This is a genomic window from Streptomyces sp. NPDC091371 (assembly GCF_040684275.1).
Lineage (GTDB): Bacteria > Actinomycetota > Actinomycetes > Streptomycetales > Streptomycetaceae > Streptomyces.
Map to the genome: position 1 here is coordinate 60,259 of NZ_JBFBFP010000017.1, position 24,859 is coordinate 85,117.

General features: G+C 72.1%; 21 protein-coding genes, 2 pseudogenes and 1 riboswitch. Of the genes and pseudogenes, 17 read left to right on the top strand and 6 right to left on the bottom strand.

The genetic code is table 11. The annotated features are described in order from the left end of the window. Window positions 1–53: 53 nt before the first annotated feature. The 3 genes from AB0O21_RS20070 to sucD all read left to right on the top strand — a co-directional run bounded on the left by AB0O21_RS20070 (window position 54) and on the right by sucD (window position 3,589). Complete coding sequence (locus AB0O21_RS20070; RefSeq protein ID WP_365172479.1) at window positions 54–1,220, top strand: VWA domain-containing protein; 1,167 nt, start codon at window positions 54–56, stop codon at window positions 1,218–1,220. A gap of 278 nt (window positions 1,221–1,498) precedes the next feature. Beyond that, window positions 1,499–2,677, top strand: coding sequence for an ADP-forming succinate--CoA ligase subunit beta (gene sucC / locus AB0O21_RS20075; RefSeq protein ID WP_365172480.1), 1,179 nt, complete (start codon window positions 1,499–1,501; stop codon window positions 2,675–2,677). 21 nt (window positions 2,678–2,698) lie between these two features. Then, the gene (sucD, locus tag AB0O21_RS20080) at window positions 2,699–3,589 is read left to right on the top strand and encodes a succinate--CoA ligase subunit alpha (protein ID WP_030710487.1); all 891 of its coding nucleotides are present in this window, start codon (window positions 2,699–2,701) and stop codon (window positions 3,587–3,589) included. Window positions 3,590–3,665: 76 nt separating this feature from the next. On the opposite strand, the gene AB0O21_RS20085 is transcribed toward sucD, so the two are convergent. Further along, window positions 3,666–5,288: a helix-turn-helix domain-containing protein gene (locus tag AB0O21_RS20085; protein ID WP_365172481.1), complete on the bottom strand. Its 1,623-nt coding sequence runs from the start codon at window positions 5,286–5,288 to the stop codon at window positions 3,666–3,668. Window positions 5,289–5,407: 119 nt separating this feature from the next. On the opposite strand from AB0O21_RS20085, the gene AB0O21_RS20090 reads away from it, so the two are divergent. Further along, window positions 5,408–6,949, top strand: a complete 1,542-nt coding sequence (locus tag AB0O21_RS20090) for a DUF6350 family protein (RefSeq protein WP_365172482.1) — start codon at window positions 5,408–5,410, stop codon at window positions 6,947–6,949. Between the two features lie 164 nt (window positions 6,950–7,113). On the opposite strand, the gene AB0O21_RS20095 is transcribed toward AB0O21_RS20090, so the two are convergent. Beyond that, on the bottom strand, window positions 7,114–7,755 hold the full coding sequence (locus AB0O21_RS20095; protein WP_365172483.1) for a hypothetical protein: 642 nt from the start codon (window positions 7,753–7,755) through the stop codon (window positions 7,114–7,116). A 223-nt stretch (window positions 7,756–7,978) separates the two neighbouring features. Here AB0O21_RS20095 and purN point away from each other — a divergent pair, with 223 nt between their 5' ends. Both purN and purH read left to right on the top strand, forming a co-directional pair. Beyond that, window positions 7,979–8,602, top strand: a complete 624-nt coding sequence (purN, locus tag AB0O21_RS20100) for a phosphoribosylglycinamide formyltransferase (protein ID WP_365172484.1) — start codon at window positions 7,979–7,981, stop codon at window positions 8,600–8,602. Next, a complete protein-coding gene (gene purH / locus AB0O21_RS20105) occupies window positions 8,599–10,194 on the top strand; it encodes a bifunctional phosphoribosylaminoimidazolecarboxamide formyltransferase/IMP cyclohydrolase (protein ID WP_365172485.1) in 1,596 nt (531 codons plus the stop codon). Before purN ends, purH begins: the two co-directional genes overlap by 4 nt. 81 nt (window positions 10,195–10,275) lie before the next feature. Here the strand turns inward: purH and AB0O21_RS20110 are convergent, their stop codons facing one another. Then, window positions 10,276–10,878, bottom strand: a complete 603-nt coding sequence (locus AB0O21_RS20110) for a hypothetical protein (RefSeq protein ID WP_365172486.1) — start codon at window positions 10,876–10,878, stop codon at window positions 10,276–10,278. Between the two features lie 256 nt (window positions 10,879–11,134). Here AB0O21_RS20110 and AB0O21_RS20115 point away from each other — a divergent pair, with 256 nt between their 5' ends. From AB0O21_RS20115 to AB0O21_RS20130, 4 genes and pseudogenes are all read left to right on the top strand, one after another. After that, window positions 11,135–11,995 carry a bifunctional methylenetetrahydrofolate dehydrogenase/methenyltetrahydrofolate cyclohydrolase gene (locus tag AB0O21_RS20115; RefSeq protein WP_365172487.1) on the top strand — a complete coding sequence of 287 codons (861 nt, stop codon included), beginning with the start codon at window positions 11,135–11,137 and terminating at the stop codon, window positions 11,993–11,995. After that, complete coding sequence (locus AB0O21_RS20120) at window positions 11,985–12,416, top strand: DUF3017 domain-containing protein (protein ID WP_365172488.1); 432 nt, start codon at window positions 11,985–11,987, stop codon at window positions 12,414–12,416. Before AB0O21_RS20115 ends, AB0O21_RS20120 begins: the two co-directional genes overlap by 11 nt. 235 nt (window positions 12,417–12,651) lie before the next feature. After that, complete coding sequence (locus AB0O21_RS20125; protein WP_365172489.1) at window positions 12,652–13,641, top strand: malate dehydrogenase; 990 nt, start codon at window positions 12,652–12,654, stop codon at window positions 13,639–13,641. Window positions 13,642–13,762: 121 nt separating this feature from the next. Beyond that, a pseudogene (locus tag AB0O21_RS20130) lies at window positions 13,763–14,071 on the top strand (hypothetical protein); the annotation flags it as partial. Window positions 14,072–14,199: 128 nt separating this feature from the next. On the opposite strand, the gene AB0O21_RS20135 reads toward AB0O21_RS20130, so the two are convergent. Continuing rightward, on the bottom strand, window positions 14,200–14,691 hold the full coding sequence (locus AB0O21_RS20135) for a carboxymuconolactone decarboxylase family protein (RefSeq protein WP_365172490.1): 492 nt from the start codon (window positions 14,689–14,691) through the stop codon (window positions 14,200–14,202). A 47-nt stretch (window positions 14,692–14,738) separates the two neighbouring features. On the opposite strand from AB0O21_RS20135, the gene AB0O21_RS20140 reads away from it, so the two are divergent. Further along, complete coding sequence (locus AB0O21_RS20140; protein WP_365172491.1) at window positions 14,739–16,142, top strand: PLP-dependent aminotransferase family protein; 1,404 nt, start codon at window positions 14,739–14,741, stop codon at window positions 16,140–16,142. Between the two features lie 244 nt (window positions 16,143–16,386). Here the strand turns inward: AB0O21_RS20140 and AB0O21_RS20145 are convergent, their stop codons facing one another. Further along, a complete protein-coding gene (locus AB0O21_RS20145; protein ID WP_365172556.1) occupies window positions 16,387–17,220 on the bottom strand; it encodes a hypothetical protein in 834 nt (277 codons plus the stop codon). A gap of 229 nt (window positions 17,221–17,449) precedes the next feature. On the opposite strand from AB0O21_RS20145, the pseudogene AB0O21_RS20150 reads away from it, so the two are divergent. The 3 genes and pseudogenes from AB0O21_RS20150 to AB0O21_RS20160 all read left to right on the top strand — a co-directional run. Further along, window positions 17,450–18,448, top strand: a pseudogene (locus AB0O21_RS20150) (transposase); the annotation flags it as partial. A gap of 44 nt (window positions 18,449–18,492) precedes the next feature. After that, the gene (locus AB0O21_RS20155; protein ID WP_365172492.1) at window positions 18,493–18,795 is read left to right on the top strand and encodes a hypothetical protein; all 303 of its coding nucleotides are present in this window, start codon (window positions 18,493–18,495) and stop codon (window positions 18,793–18,795) included. A gap of 24 nt (window positions 18,796–18,819) precedes the next feature. After that, window positions 18,820–20,010, top strand: coding sequence for a glutathionylspermidine synthase family protein (locus AB0O21_RS20160; RefSeq protein ID WP_365172493.1), 1,191 nt, complete (start codon window positions 18,820–18,822; stop codon window positions 20,008–20,010). 6 nt (window positions 20,011–20,016) lie between these two features. On the opposite strand, the gene rocD is transcribed toward AB0O21_RS20160, so the two are convergent. Further along, window positions 20,017–21,222 carry an ornithine--oxo-acid transaminase gene (gene rocD, locus AB0O21_RS20165; RefSeq protein ID WP_365172494.1) on the bottom strand — a complete coding sequence of 402 codons (1,206 nt, stop codon included), beginning with the start codon at window positions 21,220–21,222 and terminating at the stop codon, window positions 20,017–20,019. A gap of 109 nt (window positions 21,223–21,331) precedes the next feature. Then, window positions 21,332–21,422, top strand: a riboswitch (ZMP/ZTP riboswitch). 35 nt (window positions 21,423–21,457) lie between these two features. On the opposite strand from rocD, the gene glyA reads away from it, so the two are divergent. From glyA to AB0O21_RS20180, 3 genes are all read left to right on the top strand, one after another. Beyond that, window positions 21,458–22,729 (top strand): serine hydroxymethyltransferase, encoded by a 1,272-nt coding sequence (gene glyA, locus AB0O21_RS20170; protein ID WP_365172495.1) that lies wholly within the window; start codon window positions 21,458–21,460, stop codon window positions 22,727–22,729. Between the two features lie 319 nt (window positions 22,730–23,048). Continuing rightward, window positions 23,049–24,062 (top strand): tryptophan--tRNA ligase, encoded by a 1,014-nt coding sequence (gene trpS / locus AB0O21_RS20175; RefSeq protein ID WP_365172496.1) that lies wholly within the window; start codon window positions 23,049–23,051, stop codon window positions 24,060–24,062. A gap of 82 nt (window positions 24,063–24,144) precedes the next feature. Then, complete coding sequence (locus tag AB0O21_RS20180; RefSeq protein ID WP_365172497.1) at window positions 24,145–24,741, top strand: 2'-5' RNA ligase family protein; 597 nt, start codon at window positions 24,145–24,147, stop codon at window positions 24,739–24,741. Window positions 24,742–24,859 lie beyond the last annotated feature (118 nt).

Sequence of the window (24,859 nt, forward strand, 5' to 3'; positions counted from 1 at the left end):
GAGTGCGCGGGTGCGGCTCACCGGCAGACACGACGAGTACAGGGGGAAGACGGATGAACGGTACGGACATGGGTGCCGCCGGGGGCGAGCGGCTTCGGCGGTGGCGGATGGTGCTCGGTGGGGGAGAGGCCGACGGGACCGGGTGTGCGCTGAGCGGGCGGGACGCGGCCATGGATGCCGCGCTCGGGGCGCTGTACGGGGGAGGCGGGAGCGGAGGGGGCCGGAAGGGGGCCGGCGAGCGGTCGGCCGGGCTCGGGGGGTCCGCGCCGAACGTGGCCCGCTGGCTCGGGGACATCCGTACGTACTTCCCCAGCTCGGTGGTCCAGGTCATGCAGCGCGACGCGATCGAGCGGCTCGGCCTGTCCGCCCTGCTGCTGGAGCCGGAGATGCTGGAGGCCGTGGAGCCCGACGTCCACCTGGTCGGCACCCTGCTCTCCCTGAACAAGGCGATGCCGGAGACGACGAAGGAGACCGCGCGGGCCGTGGTCCGCAAGGTGGTCGAGGAGTTGGAGAAGAAGCTCGCGACGCGCACGCGGGTCACGCTCACCGGCGCCCTCGACCGGTCCGCCCGGATCAGCAGGCCCCGCCATCACGACATCGACTGGGACCGCACGATCCGGGCCAACCTCAAGAACTACCTGCCGGAGTACCGCACCGTCGTCCCCGAGCGGCTGATCGGCTACGGCCGGGCGTCGCAGTCGGTGAAGAAGGAGGTGATCCTCTGCATCGACCAGTCGGGTTCGATGGCGGCCTCCGTCGTCTACGCCTCCGTCTTCGGGGCGGTGCTGGCCTCGATGCGGTCGATCGCGACGCGGCTGGTCGTCTTCGACACCGCCGTCGTGGACCTGACCGACCAGCTCGATGATCCGGTCGATGTTCTGTTCGGGACGCAGCTGGGTGGCGGGACCGACATCAATCGGGCCCTCGCCTACTGCCAGTCGAAGATCACCCGTCCCGCCGATACCGTCGTGGTTCTCATCAGCGATCTCTACGAGGGCGGCATACGCAACGAAATGCTGAAGCGGGTCGCCGCGATGAAGGGGGCGGGCGTCGAATTCGTCACCCTGCTCGCACTGTCCGACGAGGGGGCCCCGGCCTACGACCGCGAGCACGCCGCGGCCCTTGCGGCGCTTGGGGCCCCGGCCTTCGCCTGCACCCCCGATCTGTTCCCGTCCGTGATGGCCGCGGCACTGGAGAAGCGGCCCCTCCCCGTGCCATGACGAGTCCGGATCCCGCCACCCTGTGAATCGGTAGATCGCACGAACTTCCAGTTCAACCGTGAGGCGATCTGTGACAGGTATCACCGCTCAGGTGTGATCTGCGATTTAGGGACCTACGTCCCACGGGGATAACCTGCGGGACGGACATGCCGCGTCCACGGTCACCGTGTGCGCCTTCCTTGTGACAGCGCCGTCACGTTGCCCTCCGCGGCACGCCCACGCAGATAGCAGACAACCGCGAATCACTGCGAATCTTTGAAGACAAGGGACGGACGCGCGTGGACCTGTTCGAGTACCAGGCGAGGGACCTCTTCGCCAAGCACGGTGTACCGGTGCTGGCCGGTGAAGTCATCGACACGCCTGAGGCGGCTCGCGAGGCCACCGAGCGGCTGGGCGGCAAGTCGGTCGTCAAGGCGCAGGTGAAGGTCGGCGGCCGCGGCAAGGCCGGCGGCGTGAAGCTTGCCGCCACCCCGGACGAGGCCGTCGCCCGTGCGACGGACATCCTCGGCATGGACATCAAGGGCCACACGGTCCACAAGGTGATGATCGCCGAGACCGCGCCGGAGATCCTGGAGGAGTACTACGTCTCCTACCTCCTCGACCGCACCAACCGCACCTTCCTGGCCATGGCCTCGGTCGCCGGCGGCATGGACATCGAGCAGGTCGCCGAGGAGACCCCGGAGAAGCTCGCGAAGGTCCCGGTGAACGCCAACGAGGGCGTGACCATCGAGAAGGCCCGCGAGATCGTCGCCCAGGCGCAGTTCCCGGCCGAGGTCGCCGAGAAGGTCGCCGAGGTCCTGGTGACCCTGTGGAAGACCTTCATCGCCGAGGACGCGCTCCTCGTCGAGGTCAACCCGCTCGCGAAGGTCGCCAACGGCGACGTCATCGCCCTCGACGGCAAGGTCTCGCTCGACGAGAACGCCGAGTTCCGCCAGCCGGGCCACGAGGAGTTCGTGGACCACGCGGCCGCGAACCCGCTCGAGGCCGCCGCCAAGGCGAAGAACCTCAACTACGTCAAGCTCGACGGTGAGGTCGGCATCATCGGCAACGGCGCGGGTCTCGTCATGAGCACCCTCGACGTCGTCGCCTACGCCGGCGAGAACCATGGCGGCGTCAAGCCCGCCAACTTCCTGGACATCGGCGGTGGCGCCTCCGCCGCCGTCATGGCCAACGGTCTCGAGATCATCCTCGGCGACCCGGACGTCAAGTCCGTCTTCGTCAACGTCTTCGGTGGCATCACCGCGTGCGACGAGGTCGCCAACGGCATCGTCCAGGCGCTGGCCCTGCTGGAGGAGAAGGGCGAGGCGGTCACCAAGCCGCTCGTCGTCCGTCTCGACGGCAACAACGCCGAGCTGGGTCGCAAGATCCTCTCGGACGCCAACCACCCGCTGGTGCAGCGCGTGGACACCATGGACGGCGCGGCCGACAAGGCCGCCGAGCTCGCGGCTGCGAAGTAAGGGCAGAGGTCACAGACTCACATGGCTATCTTCCTCAACAAGGACAGCAAGGTCATCGTCCAGGGCATGACCGGTGCCACGGGCATGAAGCACACCAAGCTGATGCTGGCTGACGGCACCAACATCGTCGGCGGCGTGAACCCGCGCAAGGCCGGCACCACCGTCGACTTCGACGGCACCGAGGTCCCGGTCTTCGGGTCGGTCGCCGAGGCGATGGAGAAGACGGGCGCCAACGTCTCCGTCCTCTTCGTCCCGCCGGCCTTCGCCAAGGCCGCCGTCGTCGAGGCCATCGACGCCGAGATCCCCCTGGCCGTCGTCATCACCGAGGGCATCGCGGTGCACGACTCCGCCGCCTTCTGGGCGTACGCGACCGCCAAGGGCAACAAGACCCGCATCATCGGCCCGAACTGCCCGGGTCTGATCACCCCCGGCCAGTCCAACGCCGGCATCATCCCGGGCGACATCACCAAGCCCGGCAAGATCGGTCTCGTGTCCAAGTCCGGCACGCTGACCTACCAGATGATGTACGAGCTGCGCGACATCGGCTTCACCTCCGCCGTCGGCATCGGTGGCGACCCGGTCATCGGCACCACGCACATCGACGCCCTGGAGGCCTTCGAGGCCGACCCGGAGACCGAGCTCATCGTCATGATCGGCGAGATCGGCGGCGACGCCGAGGAGCGTGCGGCGGACTTCATCGCGAAGAACGTCACCAAGCCGGTCGTCGGCTACGTCGCGGGCTTCACCGCCCCCGAGGGCAAGACCATGGGCCACGCCGGCGCCATCGTCTCCGGTTCTTCTGGCACCGCACAGGCCAAGAAGGAAGCCCTGGAGGCCGCGGGCGTGAAGGTCGGCAAGACGCCGACCGAGACCGCGAAGCTGGCGCGCGAGATCCTGAACGCCGCTCAGTAAGCAGTCCGCGTACGGACGTACGGGCGTGGCCCGCACCCCTCGGGAGGTGCGGGCCACGCCCGTTTTCGTACGCTCCTCATTCGCCCATCGGGACGATCCTGGCGGGACCGGCCGCGGGGTCGGAGCGCAGCTTGTCGTGGAGCGCCCTGCTCTCATCGGTGAGCCGCTGGGGCCCGCTGTGCGGGGGCACTCCGGAAACGTTCGCCCCGGGGGCGTTCGGCGGCTTGTACTCGGTCGGTGCGGTCGCGGCCGTGTACGCGGTGGCCACGGCGATCACCGCGGTCATGCCGAGCGCGGCCCGCGTCCACAGCCGGGTGCGCCGCTCGCCGGAGTTCCGTACGACGGCCGCCGGGCGGGGGTCGAGCGCCACGGCCGGCTCCAGCGCCATGAACTTGTCGCGCAGCAGCGCGGACTGCTTCTCGGGGGCCACGTCGGCCAGCTCGGGGATCCGTTCCGCGAGCGTGGCGTGCGCGTGCAGCAGCCGGTTGCCGGCCGTGGGGGTGCTGGCCTCCGTCTCGGCGGCGGTGTCCGGGAGGTCGAGCCCCACGCCGTCGTACAGCAGCACGGTGCGGCGGTGGTTGACGGGCAGCGCGAGCATCGCGTCGAGGAGGACCCGGTCGGCCGGCTCGGCGGGCGGCTTGTCGGGGTGCCGGTGGGCGCGGCGGAGCTGGTGCCAGGGGGAGAGCGCGTACTCGTACGCGGCCGCGCGCACCCAGCCCACCGGGTCGGGGTCGGTCGCCACCTCGGGCCAGTGCGCCCAGGCCTGCTGGAAGGCCCGCTCCACGGCCTCCTGCGCGAGGGCGCGGCGGCCGGTGAGCAGGTAGGTCTGCCGGGTGAGGGCGGGGGCGGCGTGGGCGTGGAGGGCGTCGAAGTCCTCGGCCGGTTGCCGTGCCGGCTGCTCTGCCGGGTGCTCTGCCGGGTGCTCTGCCGGGTCCTCCGCGGGCTGCTGATCGGGCCTGTCCGCCTCCGGCACCGCTGCCGGGGCCGACCCCGCGGTCGGGAGTGGGGCGGCGGCCACCTGCGGCGCCTCCGCGGCCGCGGGCGCGACGCTCCCTGTGGCCCCGGGGGCTTCGGCCGGGGCCGACCGCCGGTCGGTCTCGGCGGCGTCTGCCCGTGGCGCCGCGGCGGGGGTCGGCTCGGGGGTCCCGGCGGACCCGGACGCGTCTGCACCTGCCGGTGCCGGACGCGCGTCGGGCGCGGCGGCTCCGAGTGACGGTGCCTCAGCCGGGGCCGCCCCGGCGGGCGGCTCGGCCGGGGCCTTGGGGCGGGTCCCGTTGCCGACGGCGGCGCCGGCGCCGACGAAGGCCCGTACGGCCTCGATCGCGCGCAACACGGACGCGGGGGCGTCGGGTGAGTCGGCGTCAGCGTCGGCCGGCCGGAGCATGGCCGCCTCCGGCGCGGCGGGGGTGTCCGCGTGTGCACCGGGCAACCCCGCAGGGGTGTTCGCGGCCGCGGCTGACGGGGACTCGGCCGGGGCCTGGAGGCGGGTCAGGAAGCGGGCGTACACCTCGCGTTTGCGGCCGCGCGGTGCGGTGCGGCCGGTTTCCCAGGAGCGGACCGTGGTCGGGGTGACGCCGACGGCCGCCGCGACCTCATCGTGCGTCAGATCCGCCGCTTCGCGCAGTCTGCGGCGCTCCTTCGGGGTGGGGAGGCTTCGCTCCGCGTCCGATGCGGAGGTCGTCTCGACGCTTTGTGTCATGCCACACTCCCCGCGACCCGACTGCCCTGGGCGAAAAAGTACATAAACGTATATTGGGCGACACCACGGGCATTCGCCTGTTACCCGCTCATAGCGCGTGTCGTTGGCACCATGGCGGAGTGACCCAAGTGACCGAACGCGGGACCCCGTTGCCGGAGGCCCCGCGAGCCGGCCGGCGGCGCCGATCGCCGGCCGCCGCCGCATGCGTGATGGGCGGTGCCGTGGCGGCCGGGCTCGGGCTCGGCTTCCTCGCCGTGCTCGTCATCGTCCTGTGGATCAGCTCGCCCTACCCCGACAGCGGCCCCGGCGGCGCCCTGCACCTCGCCGCCGGGCTGTGGCTGCTCGCGCACGGTACGGAGCTGGTGCGGTACGAGACCCTGTCCGGCGTGCCCGCGCCCGTCGGGGTGACTCCGCTGCTGCTCGTCGCGCTGCCCGTGCTGCTGATGCGGCGGGCCGCGCGGCTGGGGAGCGGTGCCGAGGAGGGCGGTGAGGAGGTGCTGCCCGGCAGCGCCGTCTTCTCGGCCGTGCTCTGCGGATATCTCGCGGTCGGGGCCCTGGCCACGGTGTACGCCGCCGGGGGGCCCATGCCCGCCGACCCGCTCAGTGCGGCCTGGCACGTGCCGATGGTCGCCGTGCTCGCCGCCGCCGGCGGGGTGTGGGCGGCCCGGGGGCGGCCGCTCGGGCCGCTGCCGTCCTGGCTGCCCGGGGGCGTACGGAAGGCGGTCGCGCGCCCCCGTTACGCGCTGGCGCTCCGGGCCGGGGCGGGCGGGGCGCTCGTGCTCCTGGGCGGCGGGGCGCTGCTCGTCGGGGTCTCGCTCGCGTGGCACGGGGCGGAGGTGCAGGGGTCGTTCCTGGGGCTGACCGGGGTGTGGTCGGGGCGGTTCGCGGTGCTGCTGCTGGCGGTCGCGCTGATCCCGAACGCCATGGTCTGGGGGGCGGCCTACGCCCTCGGGCCCGGTTTCGCGCTCGGCGCCGGTGTGAGCGCGACCCCGCTCGGCTCCTCCGGGTCGCCCTCGCTGCCGCGCTTCCCGCTGCTGGCCGCGCTCCCGCCCGAAGGGCCCGGCACCCCGCTGACCTGGGCGGCCGCCGGGGTGCCGGTGGTGGCCGGGCTGGCGGTGGGGTGGTTCGCGGTACGCCGGGCGCGCGAGGTCTCGTACGGGGAGACCGCGCTCACCGCCGGGCTGGGCGCGCTGGTGTGCGGGCTGGTCATGGCCGGGCTGGCGGCGGCCTCCGCGGGGCCGCTGGGGTCGCGGCAGCTCGCGGAGTTCGGGCCGGTGTGGTGGGAGGTGGGGGCGGCGGCCTTCGCGTGGACCCTGCCGGGGGTTGTGGTGGCGGTGGCGGTGCATGCGTGGCGGAACCGGTTCGCCGCGCCGGGGTCGGCTGACGCCTGGCACGACAGCGGGGTGCGGGAGCTTCGCTGGGAGGCCTTGCGTGCGGCTGCCGGTGGCCTGATCCCGGACATCTCCCCGCCGCCGGCCCCGGCCCCGCCGCCGGCCCCGGCCGCCGTAGCCCCGCCGCCGGCCGCCGTAGCCCCGGCCCGGGTGCTGACCGTCGTGCCCGCGGTCGGGCCGGAGCTCGCCGTGCCGCCGGCTGAGCCGCCGCCGCTGGTGCCGCCCGTGGTCGGGGCCCGGGTGCTGGCCCGCCGCAAGCCGTCGGCCTAGCCCTGGCCCTCGTCTGCGGCGCCGCCGCCGGGGGCTCCGCGCCCGGACCCCGCGCCTCAAACGCCGGCGAGGCTGGATGTCCCAGCCCGTCCGGCGTTTGAGGGGTGGGGAGGCCCCGCGCAGCGGCCCGCACGCAACCGGCCGCAGGGGTCAGCGCCGTATGGCTACTGGCGGACCTTCAGGATGTCGCCCACGAAGTTCTTCGGGAGCAGGGTGTTGCACTGGAGCTCCGCCGACTGGGTCAGGGCGTCGTCGCGGCAGACGTAGAAGTCCTTGTAGGCGAGCTGCAAGCCGTACGAGGTCATGGCCAGCAGGATCGCCAGCGTCGCCGTGACCAGGCCGCTCACCGCCGCCGTGCGCTGGGGGCGGGCCGCCGGGCCGAGGGCCGCCAGGCCGCCCTGGCGCTGGGCCTCGGGCTGCGGCTGGTCCGCGGTGGCCGCGGGGGCCGGGCGGCCGCGCAGGGCGGTGATGCCCCAGTAGAGGGCCAGCGCGCCCAGCAGGAGGCCGACCGACGGGATGCCGAAGATCCCGAAGAAGAAGCCCCACATGCCCGCGAGGAGGGCGTAGCGCGCGCGCCGCTGGATCGGGTCCGTCGGGTCCCAGCGGGCCGGGCCGCCCGGGCCGCCCTGGCCGTCCGTGTTCCTCGGGTCCTCCCCGGACCCCGGCCCCTGCCCCGGTCCGCCGTTCGCGCCCGCGCGCGGCTGCCACGGCTGGTCGGGCCGGCCCTCCGGCGGAGCGGCGAACGGGTTGTCGTCGGCGGAGGGGGCGGAGGGGGTGGAGGAGTCGGGCTGGCGGCGGTCCGGCATCGGGTGCGTTTCTTCCCCTGTGTCATGGACGTCAGGGCGACGTCGAGGCGTGTACGCCAGACGCTACCGCCCGGCTGTCCCCCCGTCCCTCGGGGGCCGTCCGGTGTGCCGGTATCGTTGCAGGCGGTCGGTGGCTTCGTATGGTTCCCCGTATATCGGTACCCCGAAGTTTCGTATGACCACACAAAGACGAACACCGCAAATCCGCGAGAAAGGGCCTCCCATGGCCGCCTCCCGCCTGGTCGTGCTGGTCTCCGGTTCCGGCACCAACCTCCAGGCCCTGCTCGACGCCATCGACGCCCACCCCGGCGGATCCGAGGGCTTCGGTGCCGAAGTCGTCGCCGTGGGGGCCGACCGAGAGAACATCGCGGGCCTGGAGCGGGCCGAGAAGGCCGGGATCCCCACCTTCGTGTGCCCGGTCAAGGCCTACGGGAGCCGCGAGGAGTGGGACACCGCGCTCACCGCGGCGACCGACGCGTACACCCCGGACCTCGTCGTCTCCGCCGGGTTCATGAAGATCGTGGGCAAGGCGTTCCTCGACCGCTTCGGCGGCCGGTTCGTCAACACCCACCCCGCCCTCCTCCCCGCCTTCCCCGGTGCGCACGGCGTACGGGACGCGCTCGCCTACGGCGCGAAGGTCACCGGCTGCACGGTCCACTTCGTGGACAGCGGCGTGGACACCGGTCCGATCATCGCCCAAGGTGTGGTCGAGGTGCGGGACGAGGACGACGAAGCCGCTCTCCATGAGCGCATCAAGGAAGTCGAGCGCCAGCTGCTCGTCGACGTCGTGGGGCGCCTGGCCCGGCACGGCTACCGCATTGAGGGACGAAAGGTAACAATCCAGTGACCGCCGCAGACACCGCAGCGAGCAACGACCCGACCACGACCCAGCGGCCGATCCGGCGTGCGCTCGTCAGCGTCTACGACAAGACGGGGCTGGAAGAGCTGGCCCGCGGCCTGCACGAGGCGGGCGTCGCGCTCGTCTCCACGGGTTCCACCGCCTCGAAGATCGCCGCCGCCGGGGTGCCCGTCACCAAGGTCGAGGAGCTCACCGGCTTCCCCGAGTGCCTGGACGGCCGCGTCAAGACCCTGCACCCGCGCGTGCACGCCGGCATCCTCGCCGACCTGCGCCTGGAGGACCACCGCAACCAGCTCGCCGAGCTGGGCGTGGAGCCGTTCGACCTGGTGATCGTCAACCTCTACCCCTTCCTGGCCACCGTCCAGTCTGGTGCGAGCGACGACGAGTGCGTCGAGCAGATCGACATCGGCGGGCCCTCGATGGTCCGCGCCGCCGCCAAGAACCACCCGTCGGTCGCGGTCGTCACCAGCCCGGCCCGCTACGCCGACGTGATCGCGGCCGCCCAGGGCGGCGGCTTCGACCTCACCGCCCGCAAGCGGCTCGCGGCCGAGGCCTTCCAGCACACCGCCGCCTACGACGTGGCCGTGGCCTCCTGGTTCACGAACGCGTACGCGCCGGAAGAGGGCGCGGTCCTGCCCGAGTTCCTCGCGGGCGCCTGGGAGCGCAAGTCGACCCTCCGCTACGGCGAGAACCCGCACCAGGCGGCCGCCCTCTACACGGACGGTCAGCCGGGCGGGATCGCCAACGCCGAGCAGCTGCACGGCAAGGAGATGTCCTTCAACAACTACGTGGACACAGAGGCGGCCCGCCGGGCCGCCTACGACCACGAAGAGCCCTGCGTCGCGATCATCAAGCACGCCAACCCGTGCGGGATCGCCGTGGACGCGACGGACGTCGCCGCGGCCCACCGCAAGGCGCACGCCTGCGACCCGGTGTCGGCGTACGGCGGCGTCATCGCCGTCAACCGCCCGGTGACCGTCGAGCTCGCCGAGCAGGTCGCGGAGATCTTCACCGAGGTCATCGCCGCCCCCGCCTACGAGGACGGCGCGGTCGAGATCCTCGCCAAGAAGAAGAACATCCGCGTCCTGAAGGTGGACGGCACCCCGCACCAGCCGGGCGACCTGAAGCCGGTCTCCGGCGGCGTGCTGGTCCAGCAGTCGGACGTCTTCCAGGCGGACGGCGACGACCCGGCCAACTGGACCCTCGCCACCGGCGACGCCCTCTCCGCCGACGAGCTCGCCGAGCTCGCCTTCGCGTGGAAGGCCTGCCGGGCCGTCAAGTCCAACGCGATCCTCCTCGCCAAGGACGGCGCCTCGGTCGGCGTCGGCATGGGCCAGGTCAACCGCGTCGACTCGGCGAAGCTGGCCGTCGAGCGGGCGGGCGCCGAGCGCGCGCAGGGCTCGTACGCCGCCTCCGACGCCTTCTTCCCCTTCCCGGACGGGCTGGAGATCCTGACGGACGCGGGCATCAAGGCCGTCGTCCAGCCGGGCGGTTCGGTCCGTGACGAGCTCGTCGTCGAGGCCGCGAAGAAGGCCGGCGTGACGATGTACTTCACCGGGACCCGGCACTTCTTCCACTGAGGCAGGACCCGTGAGACGGCGAAGGCCGCGACCCGCACTGCGGGTCGCGGCCTTCGCCGTATGCCGGTGGAGCTACGCGGCTCAGTAGCGCGGGCGGTTGAACCAGGTGGTCGCGCTGGAGGTAACCATCGAGGCGAGGATGATGCCGCCGATGGCGAGGCCGATGATGCCGCCGAGGGCACCGCTGGAGGTGCCGTTGGTGAAGTTGCCCAACGCGCTCAGGATGAACAGCGCCGAGTACACGATCGTCGTGATCCGGATGCCACTGCCGCCCTTGGAGAACTTCGCGCCCAGGAAGATCGCCAACGCGGCGAAGGCGAACAGGATGATGACGATGACGAAGCCCAGCCCCGCCAGGACGCTGCCCGCGTCGCCCGCGCCGGCCGAGCTGGCGACGTCGCCGGCCGCGGCGAGCATGATGCCGAAGATGAGACCGATGGCGATCTGCAGGCCCGCCACGACGAACAGCAGGACGCGCGAGGTCTTCATCAGGCCGGGCATCTCCATCGGCATGCCCGCGTAGCCGCCGGGGCCGGCCGGGTAGCCCATGGGCGCCTGCTGCTGCGGGTAGGCGTAGCCGCCCTGCGGCGGGACGCCCTGCGGGGCCTGCTGGGGGTAGCCGTAGCCGGGCTGGCCGCCCTGCGGCTGCTGTCCGTACGGGTTGTTCGGGTCGCCGAAGCTCATTTTGGGGTGTTCCTCCGTGGAAGTGCGGGGACGCACGGCAAACGCACGGAGGAAATCTGCATCTTGCGGTCCGCCCCCCGGCACTGCCCGCGGCACTCTGTCATTGCATCGTCGTGGGACACGCAAGTACTTGTCCAGTTGGTTGCGATGACCGTCGTCACTTGTTGTGCAAGTGCAATGAACGGCGTGCACCGGCGAACGCCCCGCCCGGCGCCTTGACTGGAACCGGGGCCACTCCATCCGGGAGGATGGGTGCATGACCGCCCAGATTCTCGATGGCAAGGCCACCGCGGCCGCGATCAAGTCCGAACTGACCGCCCGCGTGGCGGCCCTGAAGGCCCGGGGCATCACCCCCGGCCTCGGCACCCTGCTCGTCGGCGACGATCCGGGCAGCCGCTGGTACGTCAACGGCAAGCACAAGGACTGCGCCGAGGTCGGCATCGCCTCCATCCAGCGCGAACTGCCCGCCACCGCCTCGCAAGAGGACATCGAAGCGGTCGTACGGGAACTCAACGACAATCCGGACTGCACGGGATACATCGTCCAACTCCCGCTCCCCAAGGGCATCGACACCAACCGGGTGCTCGAGCTGATGGATCCGCTCAAGGACGCCGACGGCCTGCACCCCATGTCGCTCGGCCGGCTGGTGCTGAACGAGCCGGGGCCGCTGCCCTGCACCCCGTACGGGATCGTCGAACTGCTGCGCCACCACGGCGTCGAGATCAACGGCGCGCACGTCGTCGTCCTCGGCCGCGGGATCACCGTCGGGCGGTCCATCGGGCTGCTGCTGACCCGCAAGTCCGAGAACGCCACCGTGACGCTCTGCCACACCGGTACGCGCGACCTGTCCGGGCTGCTGCGCCAGGCCGACATCGTCGTCGCGGCGGCCGGTGTCCCGCACCTGGTCAAGCCGGAGGACGTGAAGCCGGGCGCGGCCGTGCTCGACGTGGGCGTCAGCCGCGACGAGAACGGGAAGATCGTCGGCGACGTGCACCCGGGCGTCGCCGAGGTGGCGGCCTGGATCTCCCCGAACCCGGGCGGCGTCGGCCCCATGACCCGCGCCCAGCTGCTGGTCAACGTCGTCGAGGCGGCGGAACGGAGCACCAGTGCAGGCTGAGCCCGACGCGGAGGACGCGGCCGTGGCGCGGCCGCCCGGCTCCCGCCGCTTCCCGTCCGTCACCACGGACACCGCCCGCCCGGAGGGCAGCGGACGCGCCGTGCCCGGGGCCGTGTCCACACCCGTCCGCCAGTGGCCGATGCTCGCGGTGCTCACCGCCACCGCCGCCGGGCTGCTGGCCACGGCGTTCGGGCATCCGCGGGCCGGCTGCCTGGTGATCGGCGTGGCCCTGATCGCCGCCTCCGCGATGCGGCGCCTGCTGCCCTCGGTGGGGATGCTCGCGGTGCGCTCGCGCTTCACGGACATGGTCACGTACGGGCTGCTGGGCGTGGCGATCACGCTGCTCGCGCTGGTCATAGAGCCCAAGCCGCTGCTGGAGATCCCCTTCCTGGAGGACGCGGTCCGTTTCACCGTGCGCTGAGGTCCCACCCGGAGGGGTAGTCCGAACGGGTCGAAACGCAGGGCGGAAACCCCCTTTCCGCCTTCGAACCCCCCGGTTCGTGTGCCATGCACCACAGGGACCGGGGGATCGGGCCGCTCCAAGGTCGGATAGCCTGACCGCGGATGTCTCTTCACATCAAGATTCACTGGGGAGCGGCGTCCTCCAGCACATGGGGCGGGACGCCCCAACCGCCAGCTGTCTAACGGAGAAGGCCATGACCCGCACTCCCGTGAATGTCACCGTCACCGGCGCCGCCGGCCAGATCGGCTACGCGCTGCTCTTCCGCATCGCGTCCGGCCACCTGCTCGGCGCGGACGTGCCGGTCAAGCTCCGCCTCCTGGAGATCCCCCAGGGCATGAAGGCCGCCGAGGGCACCGCCATGGAGCTCGACGACTGCGCCTTCCCGCTGCTCGCCGGCATCGACATCTTCGACGACCCGAACAAGGGCTTCGAGGGCGCCAACGTCGCGCTGCTCGTGGGCGCCCGCCCGCGCACCAAGGGCATGGAGCGCGGTGACCTGCTCTCCGCCAACGGCGGCATCTTCAAGCCGCAGGGCGCCGCGATCAACGCGCACGCCGCGGACGACATCAAGGTCCTGGTCGTGGGCAACCCGGCCAACACCAACGCGCTCATCGCGCAGGCCGCCGCCCCGGACGTACCGGCCGAGCGCTTCACCGCGATGACCCGCCTGGACCACAACCGCGCGATCTCGCAGCTGGCCGCCAAGACCGGCGCCGCCGTCTCCGACATCAAGCGCCTCACCATCTGGGGCAACCACTCGGCGACCCAGTACCCGGACATCTTCCACGCGGAGATCGCCGGCAAGAACGCCGCCGAGGTCGTGGGCGACCAGGCCTGGCTCGCCGACGACTTCATCCCGACCGTCGCCAAGCGCGGCGCCGCGATCATCGAGGCCCGTGGCGCGTCCTCGGCCGCCTCGGCCGCCAACGCCGCCATCGACCACGTGCACACCTGGGTCAACGGCACGGCCGCGGGCGACTGGACCTCGATGGGCATCCCGTCGGACGGCTCCTACGGCGTCCCGGAGGGCATCATCTCCTCCTTCCCCGTCACCACCAAGGACGGCAAGTACGAGATCGTCCAGGGCCTGGACATCAACGAGTTCTCCCGTGCGCGCATCGACGCGTCCGTGGCGGAGCTCGTCGAGGAGCGCGACGCGGTGCGCGAGCTCGGCCTGATCTGATCTGATCCGTCCCCGAAAGCCCCGGCGCGTTCGCGCCGGGGCTTTCGGCGTGATCCCGCCTGTGCCGTGCGCGACCACGGCCCCTACCTTTTCCCCTCCGCACACCGACAAGGGGGAATCGGTGACAGGCACTGCGGACCACAAACCGCCCGTGGACCCCGCGCTGAGCGAAGCGGGCCGGCTGCTGTGCGCCGGCGCGTATCTCGACGCCGAGTACCGCGACCGGGTGATCCAGGAGCTCTACGTCCACGAGGAGCGCTTCGTCGCCCCCTCCTACGGCTTCGACGGGAGCCGCGTCCTCGCGCACGCGCTCCAGGCCCGCCGCGCCGAAGTGGCCTGGGCCTCGGCCGTGCTGGGGGTGTGGGGCCTCGGGCTGGTCCTGGCCCAGGTGCTCCTGGTCTTCCTGCTGCTCCCGATCGCCCTGCTGAGCGCCGCCGGGCGGATCAAACGGCGCCGGGCGAAGACGGGCCGCGGCGGCCGACGGCACGACGGTGCGCGCGAACCTGACGGCGGCCCTGGAGTCCTTCCGGCCCGAATGACCAGACCCCCCCCGGACGATCAGACCTTGTACATGCCCGGGGTGTAGTGGCCCGGCACCAGGCGGGTGGTGACGCCGATCCGGTTCCAGACGTTGATCGTCGCGATGACGGCGATCAGCTGGGCCAGCTCGCGCTCCTCGAAGTGCTTCGCGGCCTTCTCGTAGACCTCGTCCGGCACGAAGCCGTCCGTGAGGACGGTGACGGCCTCGGTGAGTTCGATCGCCGCGAGCTCCTTCTCGGTGTAGAAGTGCCGCGACTCCTCCCAGGCGGCCAGCAGCACGATGCGCTCGATGCTCTCGCCGGCCGCGACGGCGTCCTTGGTGTGCATGTCGAGGCAGAAGGCGCAGTGGTTGATCTGCGAGGCGCGGATCTTGACGAGTTCGACCAGGGCCGGGTCGAGGCCCTTGTTGGAGGCGATCTCCAGGGCCACGACGGCCTTGTAGACCTCGGGGGCGACCTTGGCCATCTGCAGGCGGGGAGTGTGCTCGTGTGCGTTCTGCGTATCCGTCATGTGTTCCACCCTAAGAGGCGGGCGGCCCAGGGATATGGTCCATATCCATGACGGATTCCTGGGCCACTTTCGGCGCCGACCTGCATCTGGACCTCTCCGCCGGGCGCGGCCTGCGGGCCGGGCTCACCGAGGCGCTGCGGGAGGCCGCGCGCAGCGGGCGGCTGGCGGCCGGGACCCGGCTGCCGTCCTCCCGGTCGCTCGCCGCCGACCTGGGCATCGCGCGCAACACCGTCGCGGAGGCGTACGCCGAGCTCGTCGCCGAGGGCTGGCTGACGGCCCGCCAGGGCTCCGGGACCAGGGTCGCCGAACGGGCCCGGCCGCGCCGCAGCGCGGCCGCCACCGCGGTCCGGGTACGGCGCCCCGCGCGCGGCCGGCCCGCGTACAACCTCCAGCCCGGCTCCCCCGACCTGAGCGCCTTCCCGCGCGCGGCCTGGCTCACGGCGGCCCGGCGGGCGCTGACCGACGCGCCGAACGAGGCCTTCGGGTACGCGCTCGATCCGCGCGGCCGGATCGAACTGCGCGAGGCCCTCGCCGGCTACCTGGCGCGGGCGCGCGGGGTGTACGCGGACCCGGAGCGGATCGTGCTGTGCGCCGGGTTCGTGCACGGGCTGACGCTGCTGGCGGGGATGCTGCGGGCGCGCCGGGTGCGGGAGGTGGCGGTGGAGGGGTACGGGCTCGACATCCACCGGGACCTGCTGGCGAAGGCGGGCCTGCGGACGCGCCCGCTCGGGGTGGACGAGGAGGGGGCCCGTACGGGGGAGTTGGGCGCGGGCGCCGGCGCGGTGCTGCTCACCCCGGCGCACCAGTTCCCGACGGGCGTCGCGCTGACCCCGGCCCGGCGGGCGGCCGCGGTCGACTGGGCCCGCACCACGGGCGGGCTGATCCTGGAGGACGACTACGACGGGGAGTTCCGCTACGACCGCCAGCCCGTGGGGGCGCTCCAGGGCCTGGACCCGGACCGGGTCGTGTACCTGGGCACCGCCAGCAAATCCCTCGCGCCCGGGCTGCGGATGGGGTGGATGGTGGTCCCGCCGGGGCTCGTCGAGGAGGTCCTGGCCGTCAAGGGCCTGACCGACTGGACCTCCAGCGCGCTGGACCAGCTCACCCTGGCGGAGTTCATCAGGTCGGGGGCGTACGACCGCCACGTGCGCGGCATGCGGCTGCGGTACCGGCGGCGGCGCGACGAACTGCTCGCGGCGGTGGCCGGCCGGGTCGGGGTGTCGGGGATCGCGGCGGGGCTGCACGCCGTGCTGGACCTCCCGGAGGGGGCGACGGAACGCTCGGTGATCCAGTCGGCGGCCTGGCAGGACCTCGCGCTGGGCGGCCTGTCCCGCCACCGCCACCCCGAGGCGGACCTCCCGCCGCGGGCGGCGGTGGTCGTGGGCTACGGGACGCCGTCGGACAGCGCGTGGACGCCGGCGCTGGCCGCCCTGTCCGCGGTGCTGCCGTAGGCCTTGTGGCGCGGGCTGCGGGTGGGGGTCTCCGTCTGCGGCGCCGCTGCCGGGGCTCTGCCCCGGACCCCCGCTCCTCAAACGCCGGAGGGGCTGGGGGTCCCGCGCGGCGGGGCTGGATTTGCGCAGCGAATCTCAGCCCCGCCGGCGTTTGAGGCGCGGGGGTCCGGGGGCGGAGCCCCCGGTTTCGGGAAGGGGCGGGGTGGGGGAAAGCTCCGCGCAGCGGTACCCGCCCCCGGGCCGGCTACGCACGGGACGGGGACGCCTCCGGGGGCTCCCCGAAGCGGGCCAGCGCGAGCGCCCCGGCCAGGGCCACCGCGAAGCCCGCCACCGCGAGCCACGTCAGGCCCTCGCGGGTGCGGTCGCCGAGCCACGCCACGCCCACCACCGCCGGGCCGATCGTCTCGCCCAGGACCATGCCGGCCGTCGCCGCCGTCACGGAACCCCGCTGCAGGGCCGAGGTGAGGAGGAGGAACGCCGCACCCCCGCCCAGCAGCAGCGCGTACAGGGCCGGGTTCAGCAACTCCCGCAGGGAGACGGAGTCGATGAGCCGCACCGCCACCTCCACCACCCCGAACCCGGTCCCCGAAGCCAGGCCGAGGACGAGCGCGCGCGGCCCGTCCGGGAGCCGGCCGGCCGCCGCACCCACCACCAGCACCAGCACCGCCACCCCCAGCAGCCCCAGCTTGAGGGCCAGGGAGCCCTCCTCGGTGCCCTCCTCCCCGGCGGCGAGCCCCAGCATCAGCAGCCCCGCGCACACCACCGCGACCGCGCCCCACTCCGTCCGCGACAGCCGCACCTTCAGCAGCCGCGAGGCGACCACCGCCGTCACGGCGAGGCTCGCCGCCAGCGCGGCGCCCACCGCGTAGATCGGGATGTGGCGCAGCGCGATGATCTGGAGGACGAACCCGGCCCCGTCCAGTCCGAGGCCGACGATGTACCGCCACTGGCGGGCCGCCCGCAGCAGCAGCGCGGGGTCCACCCCGGAGCCCGTCCCGGGTTCCGCGGCCCGGGCCGCCATCGCCTGCAGAACGGACGCCGTGCCGAAGCAGACCGCCGCACCCAGTGCGCAAATCATCCCAATGAGCACGAACTGACTCTAGGTCACAGATCTCACGACGGCCGGATTCCGTCCCCACGGGCCGCCGCTCTACCTCTGTTCTCGCCACTGGCCTACGGCGGTGGAGGGCTTTGTAGTGATATACGGCGAACGATAGCTTTGCCGTGTGAGTGTGGAACTTGTGTATGAGAAGCGACAGTTCGGGCATCGTGCCCGACTGGCGCTGACCTCTGCCCAGGCTCGGCTCATGGATGACCAGGCGCACGCGGCCCGCACCGTGTGGAACAGCCTGCATGACTGGTGGACGATGCTCCCCAAGGAGAAGCGTTCCCTGGCGGCAGCCGACACTGCGATACGCCAGGCGCGCAAAGAGATCGACTGGCTCGGCGCCCTCCCGGCGCAGGCGGCGCAGGCTGTACTGAAGACGTACTTCCAGGCGTGGAAGAACTGCTGGGAAGGTCGCGCCGACGCGCCTGACTTCAAGGCCCGGTTGCGGACGGTGATGTCCGTGGACATCCCGCAGGGCCGTCACCTGAACATCACCCGCGTCCACCGGCGCTGGGGCGTGGTCAACATCCCCAAGGTCGGCCGGGTTCGGTTCCGATGGACCAAGAACCTGCCCGTGGGTAAGCGCGCCAACGGTGAGAACAGGATCGCCGGGGCTCGGCTGGTCAAGGACGCACTCGGCCCTCCGGCTGGAGCAGCGGGCTGCGCACCGCAAGAGTTCCCGCAAGCGCGGGGAGAAGGCCTCCCGGCGGCTGCACCGCACCTACGACCAGATCCAGCAGCTTCGCGCGAGAGCCAAGCGCAGGCGCCAGGACTGGCAGCACCAGATCACCACCGATATCGCCGCGAAGTAGAGTGTGATCGTGGTGGAGAACCTGACCATCACGAACATGGTCAAGTCCGCCAGGGGAACCCTTGAGCGGCCGGGGAAGAACGTCGCGCAGAAATCCGGACTCAACCGCTCCATCAGCGGTGAGGCATGGGGTCGCACGGTCGAGCTGCTGACGTACAAGGCCGTCCGGCGCGGTGGCACCCTGCACAAGGTTCCCGCCCCGGCACCTCCCAGCGCTGCTCCGCGTGTGGTTTCATCACACCCGGCAGCCGGGAGTCCCAGGCTGTGTTCGTGTGCAAGAACCCCGACTGCGGCTGGTCCGGTAATGCCGACCACAACGCGGCCCGGAACGCCTTGCACCTGTACCGGATGGGCCTCGCGCTCGTCCCGGCTGCCGGGAGAGCACTTCAATCTGTCCCGCAGTACGCCGGGTCCCAGGGGGAGCACAACAAATGGACAGCAGCAACACCAACCAGCGCCGCATGCGCTCCGGCGCGGTCGCCCTCGGCGGCATGGGCCTGCTCGCGGCCACGCTCGTGGCCTGCGGCAGCAGCAACGAGCCGGACAAGCGCTGCGCGTCCCGCTCCACTCTGGAGCACCTGAACAACAAGGAGTGCAAGAGCGGCGGCCGCGGCTCCTACTACTACGGCGGCTACGTCACCGCGGGCAAGGTCAGCGGCGGCAGCTTCGACAAGTCCGCCGTCACCCGGGGCGGCATCGGCGGCCACAGCAGCTCCGGTTCCTCCGGCGGCTGAGCGACAGGGCGAGGAACACGGGACATGAAGCGGCACACCATCGAGCCCCGGCCCGACTGGCAGAAGACCGTCGAGGAACAGGGCCTGATCTACCCCCTGACCCGCTACCCCGACGACTCCCTGCGCCCCTACTGGGACGAGAGCGCGTACTACTCCTTCTCCCTCCCCGAGGTGGAGGCCCTGGAGAACGTCGTCGAGGAGCTGCACGCCATGTGCCTGGCCGCGGCCGCGCACATCGTCGACAACGACCGCTTCGCCGACCTCGGCATCACCGACCCCCGCCTCGCCGGGCTCGTCGCCGAGTCCTGGCGGCGGCGCGCCGAACAGCCCTCCCTCTACGGCCGCTTCGACCTGCGCTACGACGGCACCGGCAGCCCCGCCAAGCTGCTGGAGTACAACGCCGACACCCCGACCTCCCTCGTGGAGGCGGCGAGCCCGCAGTGGTTCTGGATGGAGGAGCGCTTCCCCGGCGCCGACCAGTGGAACTCCCTCCACGAGCGGCTCGTCGACGCCTGGCGCCGGCAGGCCGAACTGCTGCCGCCCGGCCCGCTGCACTTCGCGCACTCCGAGACCGACGAGCTCGGCGAGGACCTGATGACGGTCGCCTACCTCCAGGAGACCGCCGAACAGGCCGGCATCGACACGCACGCCCTGTCCGTCGAGCAGATCGGCTGGGACAGCCTCTCCGGCCGGTTCGTGGACGACAAGCTCCGCTTCATCCGCGGCTGTTTCAAGCTCTACCCGTGGGAGTGGCTGGCCACGGACGAGTTCGGCCCCATGGTCCTCGGCACGTACGACCTCGGCGGCGGCAGCGGCACCACCTGCTGGATCGAGCCGCTGTGGAAGATGCTGCTCTCCAACAAGGCCCTGCTCGCGGTCCTCTGGGAGCTCTTCCCGGAGCACCCGAACCTGCTGCCCGCCTACCTCGACGGCCCGCACGAGCTCGCAAGCACCACCGGTTACGTCGCGAAGCCGCTGCTGGGCCGCGAGGGCGCCGGCGTCACCCTCCACGAGGCCGGCGGCGAGGCGTTCGTACCGGACCCGGACGAGCGGTACTGCTTCCAGGGCCTGGCCCCGCTGCCTGACTTCGACGGCAACCGGGTGGTGCTCGGCGCGTGGGTCGTCGAGGACGAGGCGGCGGGGCTCGGCATCCGCGAATCGGCGGGGCCGGTCACGGACGAGTACGCCCGGTTCCTGCCCCACGTGATCCTGTAGCGGCGGCTACGCGGACAGCACCGACCTGAGCTGGTCCAGCCCCCAGTCCAGGTCCTCCTTGCTGATCACCAGCGGCGGGGCGATGCGGATCGTCGACCCGTGGGTGTCCTTCACCAGCACCCCCAGCTCCATCAGCTTCTCGGAGATGTCCCGGCCCGTCCCGAGCGCGGGGTCGATGTCGACGCCCGCCCACAGCCCGCGCCCGCGTACGGCGGTCACCGCGCCCCCGCCGACCAGCAGGTTCAGCTCCCGGTGCAGGTGGTCGCCGAGCTCGGCGGCGCGCTGCTGGTACTCGCCGGTGCGCAGCATCGCGATCACCTCCAGGGCCACGGCGCAGGCGAGCGGGTTCCCGCCGAAGGTGGACCCGTGTTCGCCGGGCTTGAACACCCCGAGCACGTCCCGGTCGCCGACGACGGCCGACACCGGCACCACGCCGCCGCCGAGCGCCTTGCCCAGGACGTAGAGGTCCGGGACGACCCCCTCGTGGTCGCACGCGAAGGTCTTCCCGGTCCGGCCGAGGCCCGACTGGATCTCGTCCGCCATGAACAGGACGTTCCGCTCGCGCGTGAGCTCCCGTACGCCCCGCAGGTATCCGGCGGGCGGCACCAGGACCCCCGCCTCGCCCTGGATCGGCTCCAGCAGCACGGCGACGGTGTTCTCGGTGACGGCGTGGGCGAGCGCGGTGAGGTCGCCGTACGGGACGATCTCGAAGCCCGGGGTGTACGGGCCGAAGTGGTCGCGGGCCTCGTGGTCCGTGGAGAAGGAGACGATGGTGGTGGTCCGGCCGTGGAAGTTGTCGGCGGCGACCACGATCTTGGCGTGCCCGTCCGGGACGCCCTTGACCTCGTAGCCCCACTTGCGGGCCGTCTTCACGGCCGTCTCCACGGCCTCCGCGCCCGTGTTCATGGGCAGCACCATGTCCTTGCCGCACAGCTCGGCGAGCTCGGTGCAGAACTCGGCGAACCGGTCGTGGTGGAAGGCGCGCGAAGTGAGAGTGACCCGCTCCAGCTGGGCGTGGGCGGCGTCGAGCAGCCGGCGGTGTCCGTGCCCGAAGTTGAGGGCCGAATAGCCGGCGAGCATGTCGAGGTAGCGGCGGCCCTCCACGTCGGTCATCCACGCGCCTTCCGCGGAGGCGACGACGACGGGCAGCGGGTGGTAGTTGTGCGCGCTGTGCGCGTCGGCGGAACGGATGGCATCAGCAGTTGTCGACACGGGGTCTCCGATCGTCCGTCAGGCCTGTGACGAGGGTGGCGTCACTTTCCATCCTCGCTCGTATACCGGACGGAGAAACCTTTCTCGTGGCGCGCCCGCTAAGGTGGGCGGTACGCACGGCGACTGGCGTACGGAGAACCAACTCCGGGGGAGTCGTGCGCGTACGACCGCACACAGGGCCGCTCGCCTGGGCCTCGCGGGGACGAGATACGAAATCGACCCCGGAGGAGCCGCCATGAGCGCGAACCACCGTCATCCCGCCCTTCTCGCGACCGACCCCGAACTGGCGTCCTTCGTCGCGGCGGAGGAGACCCTTCAGGCCGAGACGCTGCGCCTGATTCCCAGCGAGAACTACGTCTCCGCCGCCGTCCTCGAAGCCTCCGGCACCGTGCTGCAGAACAAGTACAGCGAGGGCTACCCGGGCCGCCGCTACTACGAGGGCCAGCAGAACATCGACCGCGTCGAGGCCCTGGCGATCGAGCGGGCCAAGGGCCTGTTCGGCGTGGACCACGCGAACGTGCAGCCGTACTCGGGCTCCCCGGCGAACCTCGCCGTCTACCTGGCCTTCGCGAAGCCCGGCGACACGGTGATGGGCATGGCCCTGCCGATGGGCGGGCACCTCACCCACGGCTGGGGCGTCTCGGCGACGGGCTCGTGGTTCCGGGGCGTCCAGTACGGCGTCCAGGCGGACACCGGCCTGATCGACTACGACGCGGTGCGCGAGCTGGCCCTCGCCGAGCGGCCGAAGATCATCTTCTGTGGCGGTACCGCCCTCCCGCGCACGATCGACTTCGCGGCCTTCGCGTCGATCGCCGAGGAGGCGGGCTCGATCCTGGTCGCGGACGTGGCGCACATCGCGGGCCTGATCGCGGGCGGCGCGCACCCGTCCCCGGCGGGGCACGTGGACGTCATCTCCACGACCACGCACAAGACCCTGCGGGGTCCGCGCGGCGCGATGCTGATGTGCCGGGAGGAGCACGCGAAGGCCATCGACAAGGCGGTCTTCCCGGGCCTGCAGGGCGGGCCGCACAACCAGACCACGGCCGGCATCGCGGTGGCGCTCCACGAGGCCGCGCAGCCGTCCTTCGTCTCGTACGCCCACGCGGTCGTCGCCAACGCGAAGGCGCTGGCGGCGGCCCTGCTGGAGCGGGGCTTCGACCTGGTCTCGGGCGGTACGGACAACCACCTGATCCTGCTGGACCTCACCTCGCGCGGGGTTCCGGGCAAGGTCGCGGCCAAGGCCCTGGACCGGGCGGGCATCGTGGTCAACTACAACACCGTCCCCTTCGACACGCGCAAGCCGTTCGACCCCTCGGGGATCCGGATCGGCACGCCGTCGCTGACCTCCCGGGGCCTGGGGGCCGAGCACATGCCGGTGGTCGCGGAGTGGATCTCCCGGGCCGTCGCGGCCGCGGCGAAGGGGGACGAGGCCGAGCTCGGGGCGATCAGGGCCGAGGTCACGGCCTTGATGGCCGACTTCCCGGCCCCGGGCCTCCCCCTGTCCTGACCCGCGGCGCCGTTGCCGGGGGCTCTGCCCCCGGACCCCCGCTCCTCAAACGCCGGAGGGGCTGGAATTGCCCTACGGGTAATCCAGCCGCACCTGGCGGACGACAGCAGCCAAATCCAGCCCCCGCGCAGCGGCTGGGCCCCGGCCCACTCGGCGGCGGCCGCTCGGTCGGGGTGAGATCCGGCCACCGCGCTACCGCCGGGTACCGGGACGGGCCCCGGCATCCGGCGGTGGCCGGCCGCCCCGCGGGCCTGCGGCCACGGAAGGTTCCGGCCAGCGGCGGGCCCGAGCCCGCCCCCGCACCTGAGAGAATGGGGCCATGGCTTCTGATCGTCCTCGCGCGCTCTCCGGCATCCAGCCCACCTCCGGTTCGTTCCACCTCGGGAACTACCTCGGAGCCATTCGCCAGTACGTCGCCCTGCAGGAGACGCACGACGCCTTCTACATGGTCGTCGACCTGCACGCGATCACCATGCCGCAGGATCCGAAGGACCTCCGCGCGAACACCCGGCTCTCCGCCGCCCAGCTCCTGGCCGCCGGCCTGGACCCCGAGCGCTGCACGCTCTTCGTCCAGAGCCACGTGCCCGAGCACGCGCAGCTCGGCTGGGTCATGAACTGCATCACCGGTTTCGGCGAGGCCAGCCGGATGACCCAGTTCAAGGACAAGTCCGCCAAGGGCGGGGTCAACAGCGCCAGCGTCGGCCTGTTCACGTACCCGATCCTCCAGGTCGCCGACATCCTGCTCTACCAGGCGAACGCCGTCCCCGTGGGCGAGGACCAGCGCCAGCACATCGAGCTGACCCGCGACCTCGCCGAGCGCTTCAACCAGCGCTTCGGCCAGACCTTCACCCTGCCCGCCGCGCACATCGTCAAGGAGGTCGCGAAGATCTACGACCTCCAGGACCCGGCGATCAAGATGTCGAAGTCCGCGTCGTCCCCCAAGGGCCTGATCAACCTCCTCGACGAGCCCAAGGCCACCGAGAAGAAGATCAAGAGCGCGGTCACCGACACCGACACCGTGATCCGCTTCGACACGGAGAACAAGCCCGGCGTCAGCAACCTGCTCACGATCCTCTCCACCCTGACGGGCGAGTCGATCCCGGCGCTGGAGGCCTCGTACGAGGGCAAGGGCTACGGCGCGCTGAAGACCGACCTGGCCGGCGTGATGGTCGACTTCGTCACACCCTTCAAGCAGCGCACCCAGGAATACCTGGACGACCCGGAGACGCTGGACTCCATCCTGGCCAAGGGCGCGGAGAAGGCCCGCGCGGTGGCCGCCGAGACCCTCGCGCAGGCCTACGACCGGCTCGGTTTCCTGCCCGCCAAGCACTGACGACAGAGGGCCCTGGCGAGACAGGGGGTGCTGGCCCCACACTGGGGCGACAGCACACACTCGAACGACGGAGGAGACATACGTGGGGACCGTAACGCTCGGCGTTTCGATCGCGGTCCCGGAGCCGTACGGCAGCCAGCTCCAGGAGCTGCGCGCCGGCTTCGGGGACGCCGCCGCGCACGGTATTCCCACGCATGTCACCCTCGTGCCGCCCACCGAGGTGGAGGCCGACCGGCTGCCGGCGATCCGGGCCCACCTGGCCGAGGTCGCGGAGGCCTTCCGGGGCTTCCGGATGCGGCTGGCAGGGACGGGCACCTTCCGGCCCCTGTCGCCGGTCGTCTTCGTCCAGGTCGTCGAGGGCGGCGCGGGCTGCACCAGGCTCCAGGGCGAGGTCCGCGATCCGGAGGGTCCGCTGAGCCGCGAGCTGGCGTTCCCGTACCACCCGCACGTCACCGTCGCCCACGGGATCTCCGAGGAAGCGATGGACCTGGCGTTCAGCACCCTCGCCGAGTACGCCGCCGAGTGGGTCTGCGACAGCTTCGCGCTCTACGAGCAGGGCTCCGACGGGGTCTGGCGCAAGCTGCGCGAATACCCTTTCGGCACGGGCCCGACCGGCGTCCCGGCACAGCCGGGCGCGCCCGCCGACGCGGCGACAGCGGCGACGGTACGGCCCCGCTGACGGAGCGGCCGCAGGGCGTGCCGGGCGCGGAACCGCAGCCTCCGTAGGACGAGGGTGTGGAACGGAAGAGTCGTCGGGCGAAAAGTCACAATGGACGACCGTAGTCCCCGAACCCGAC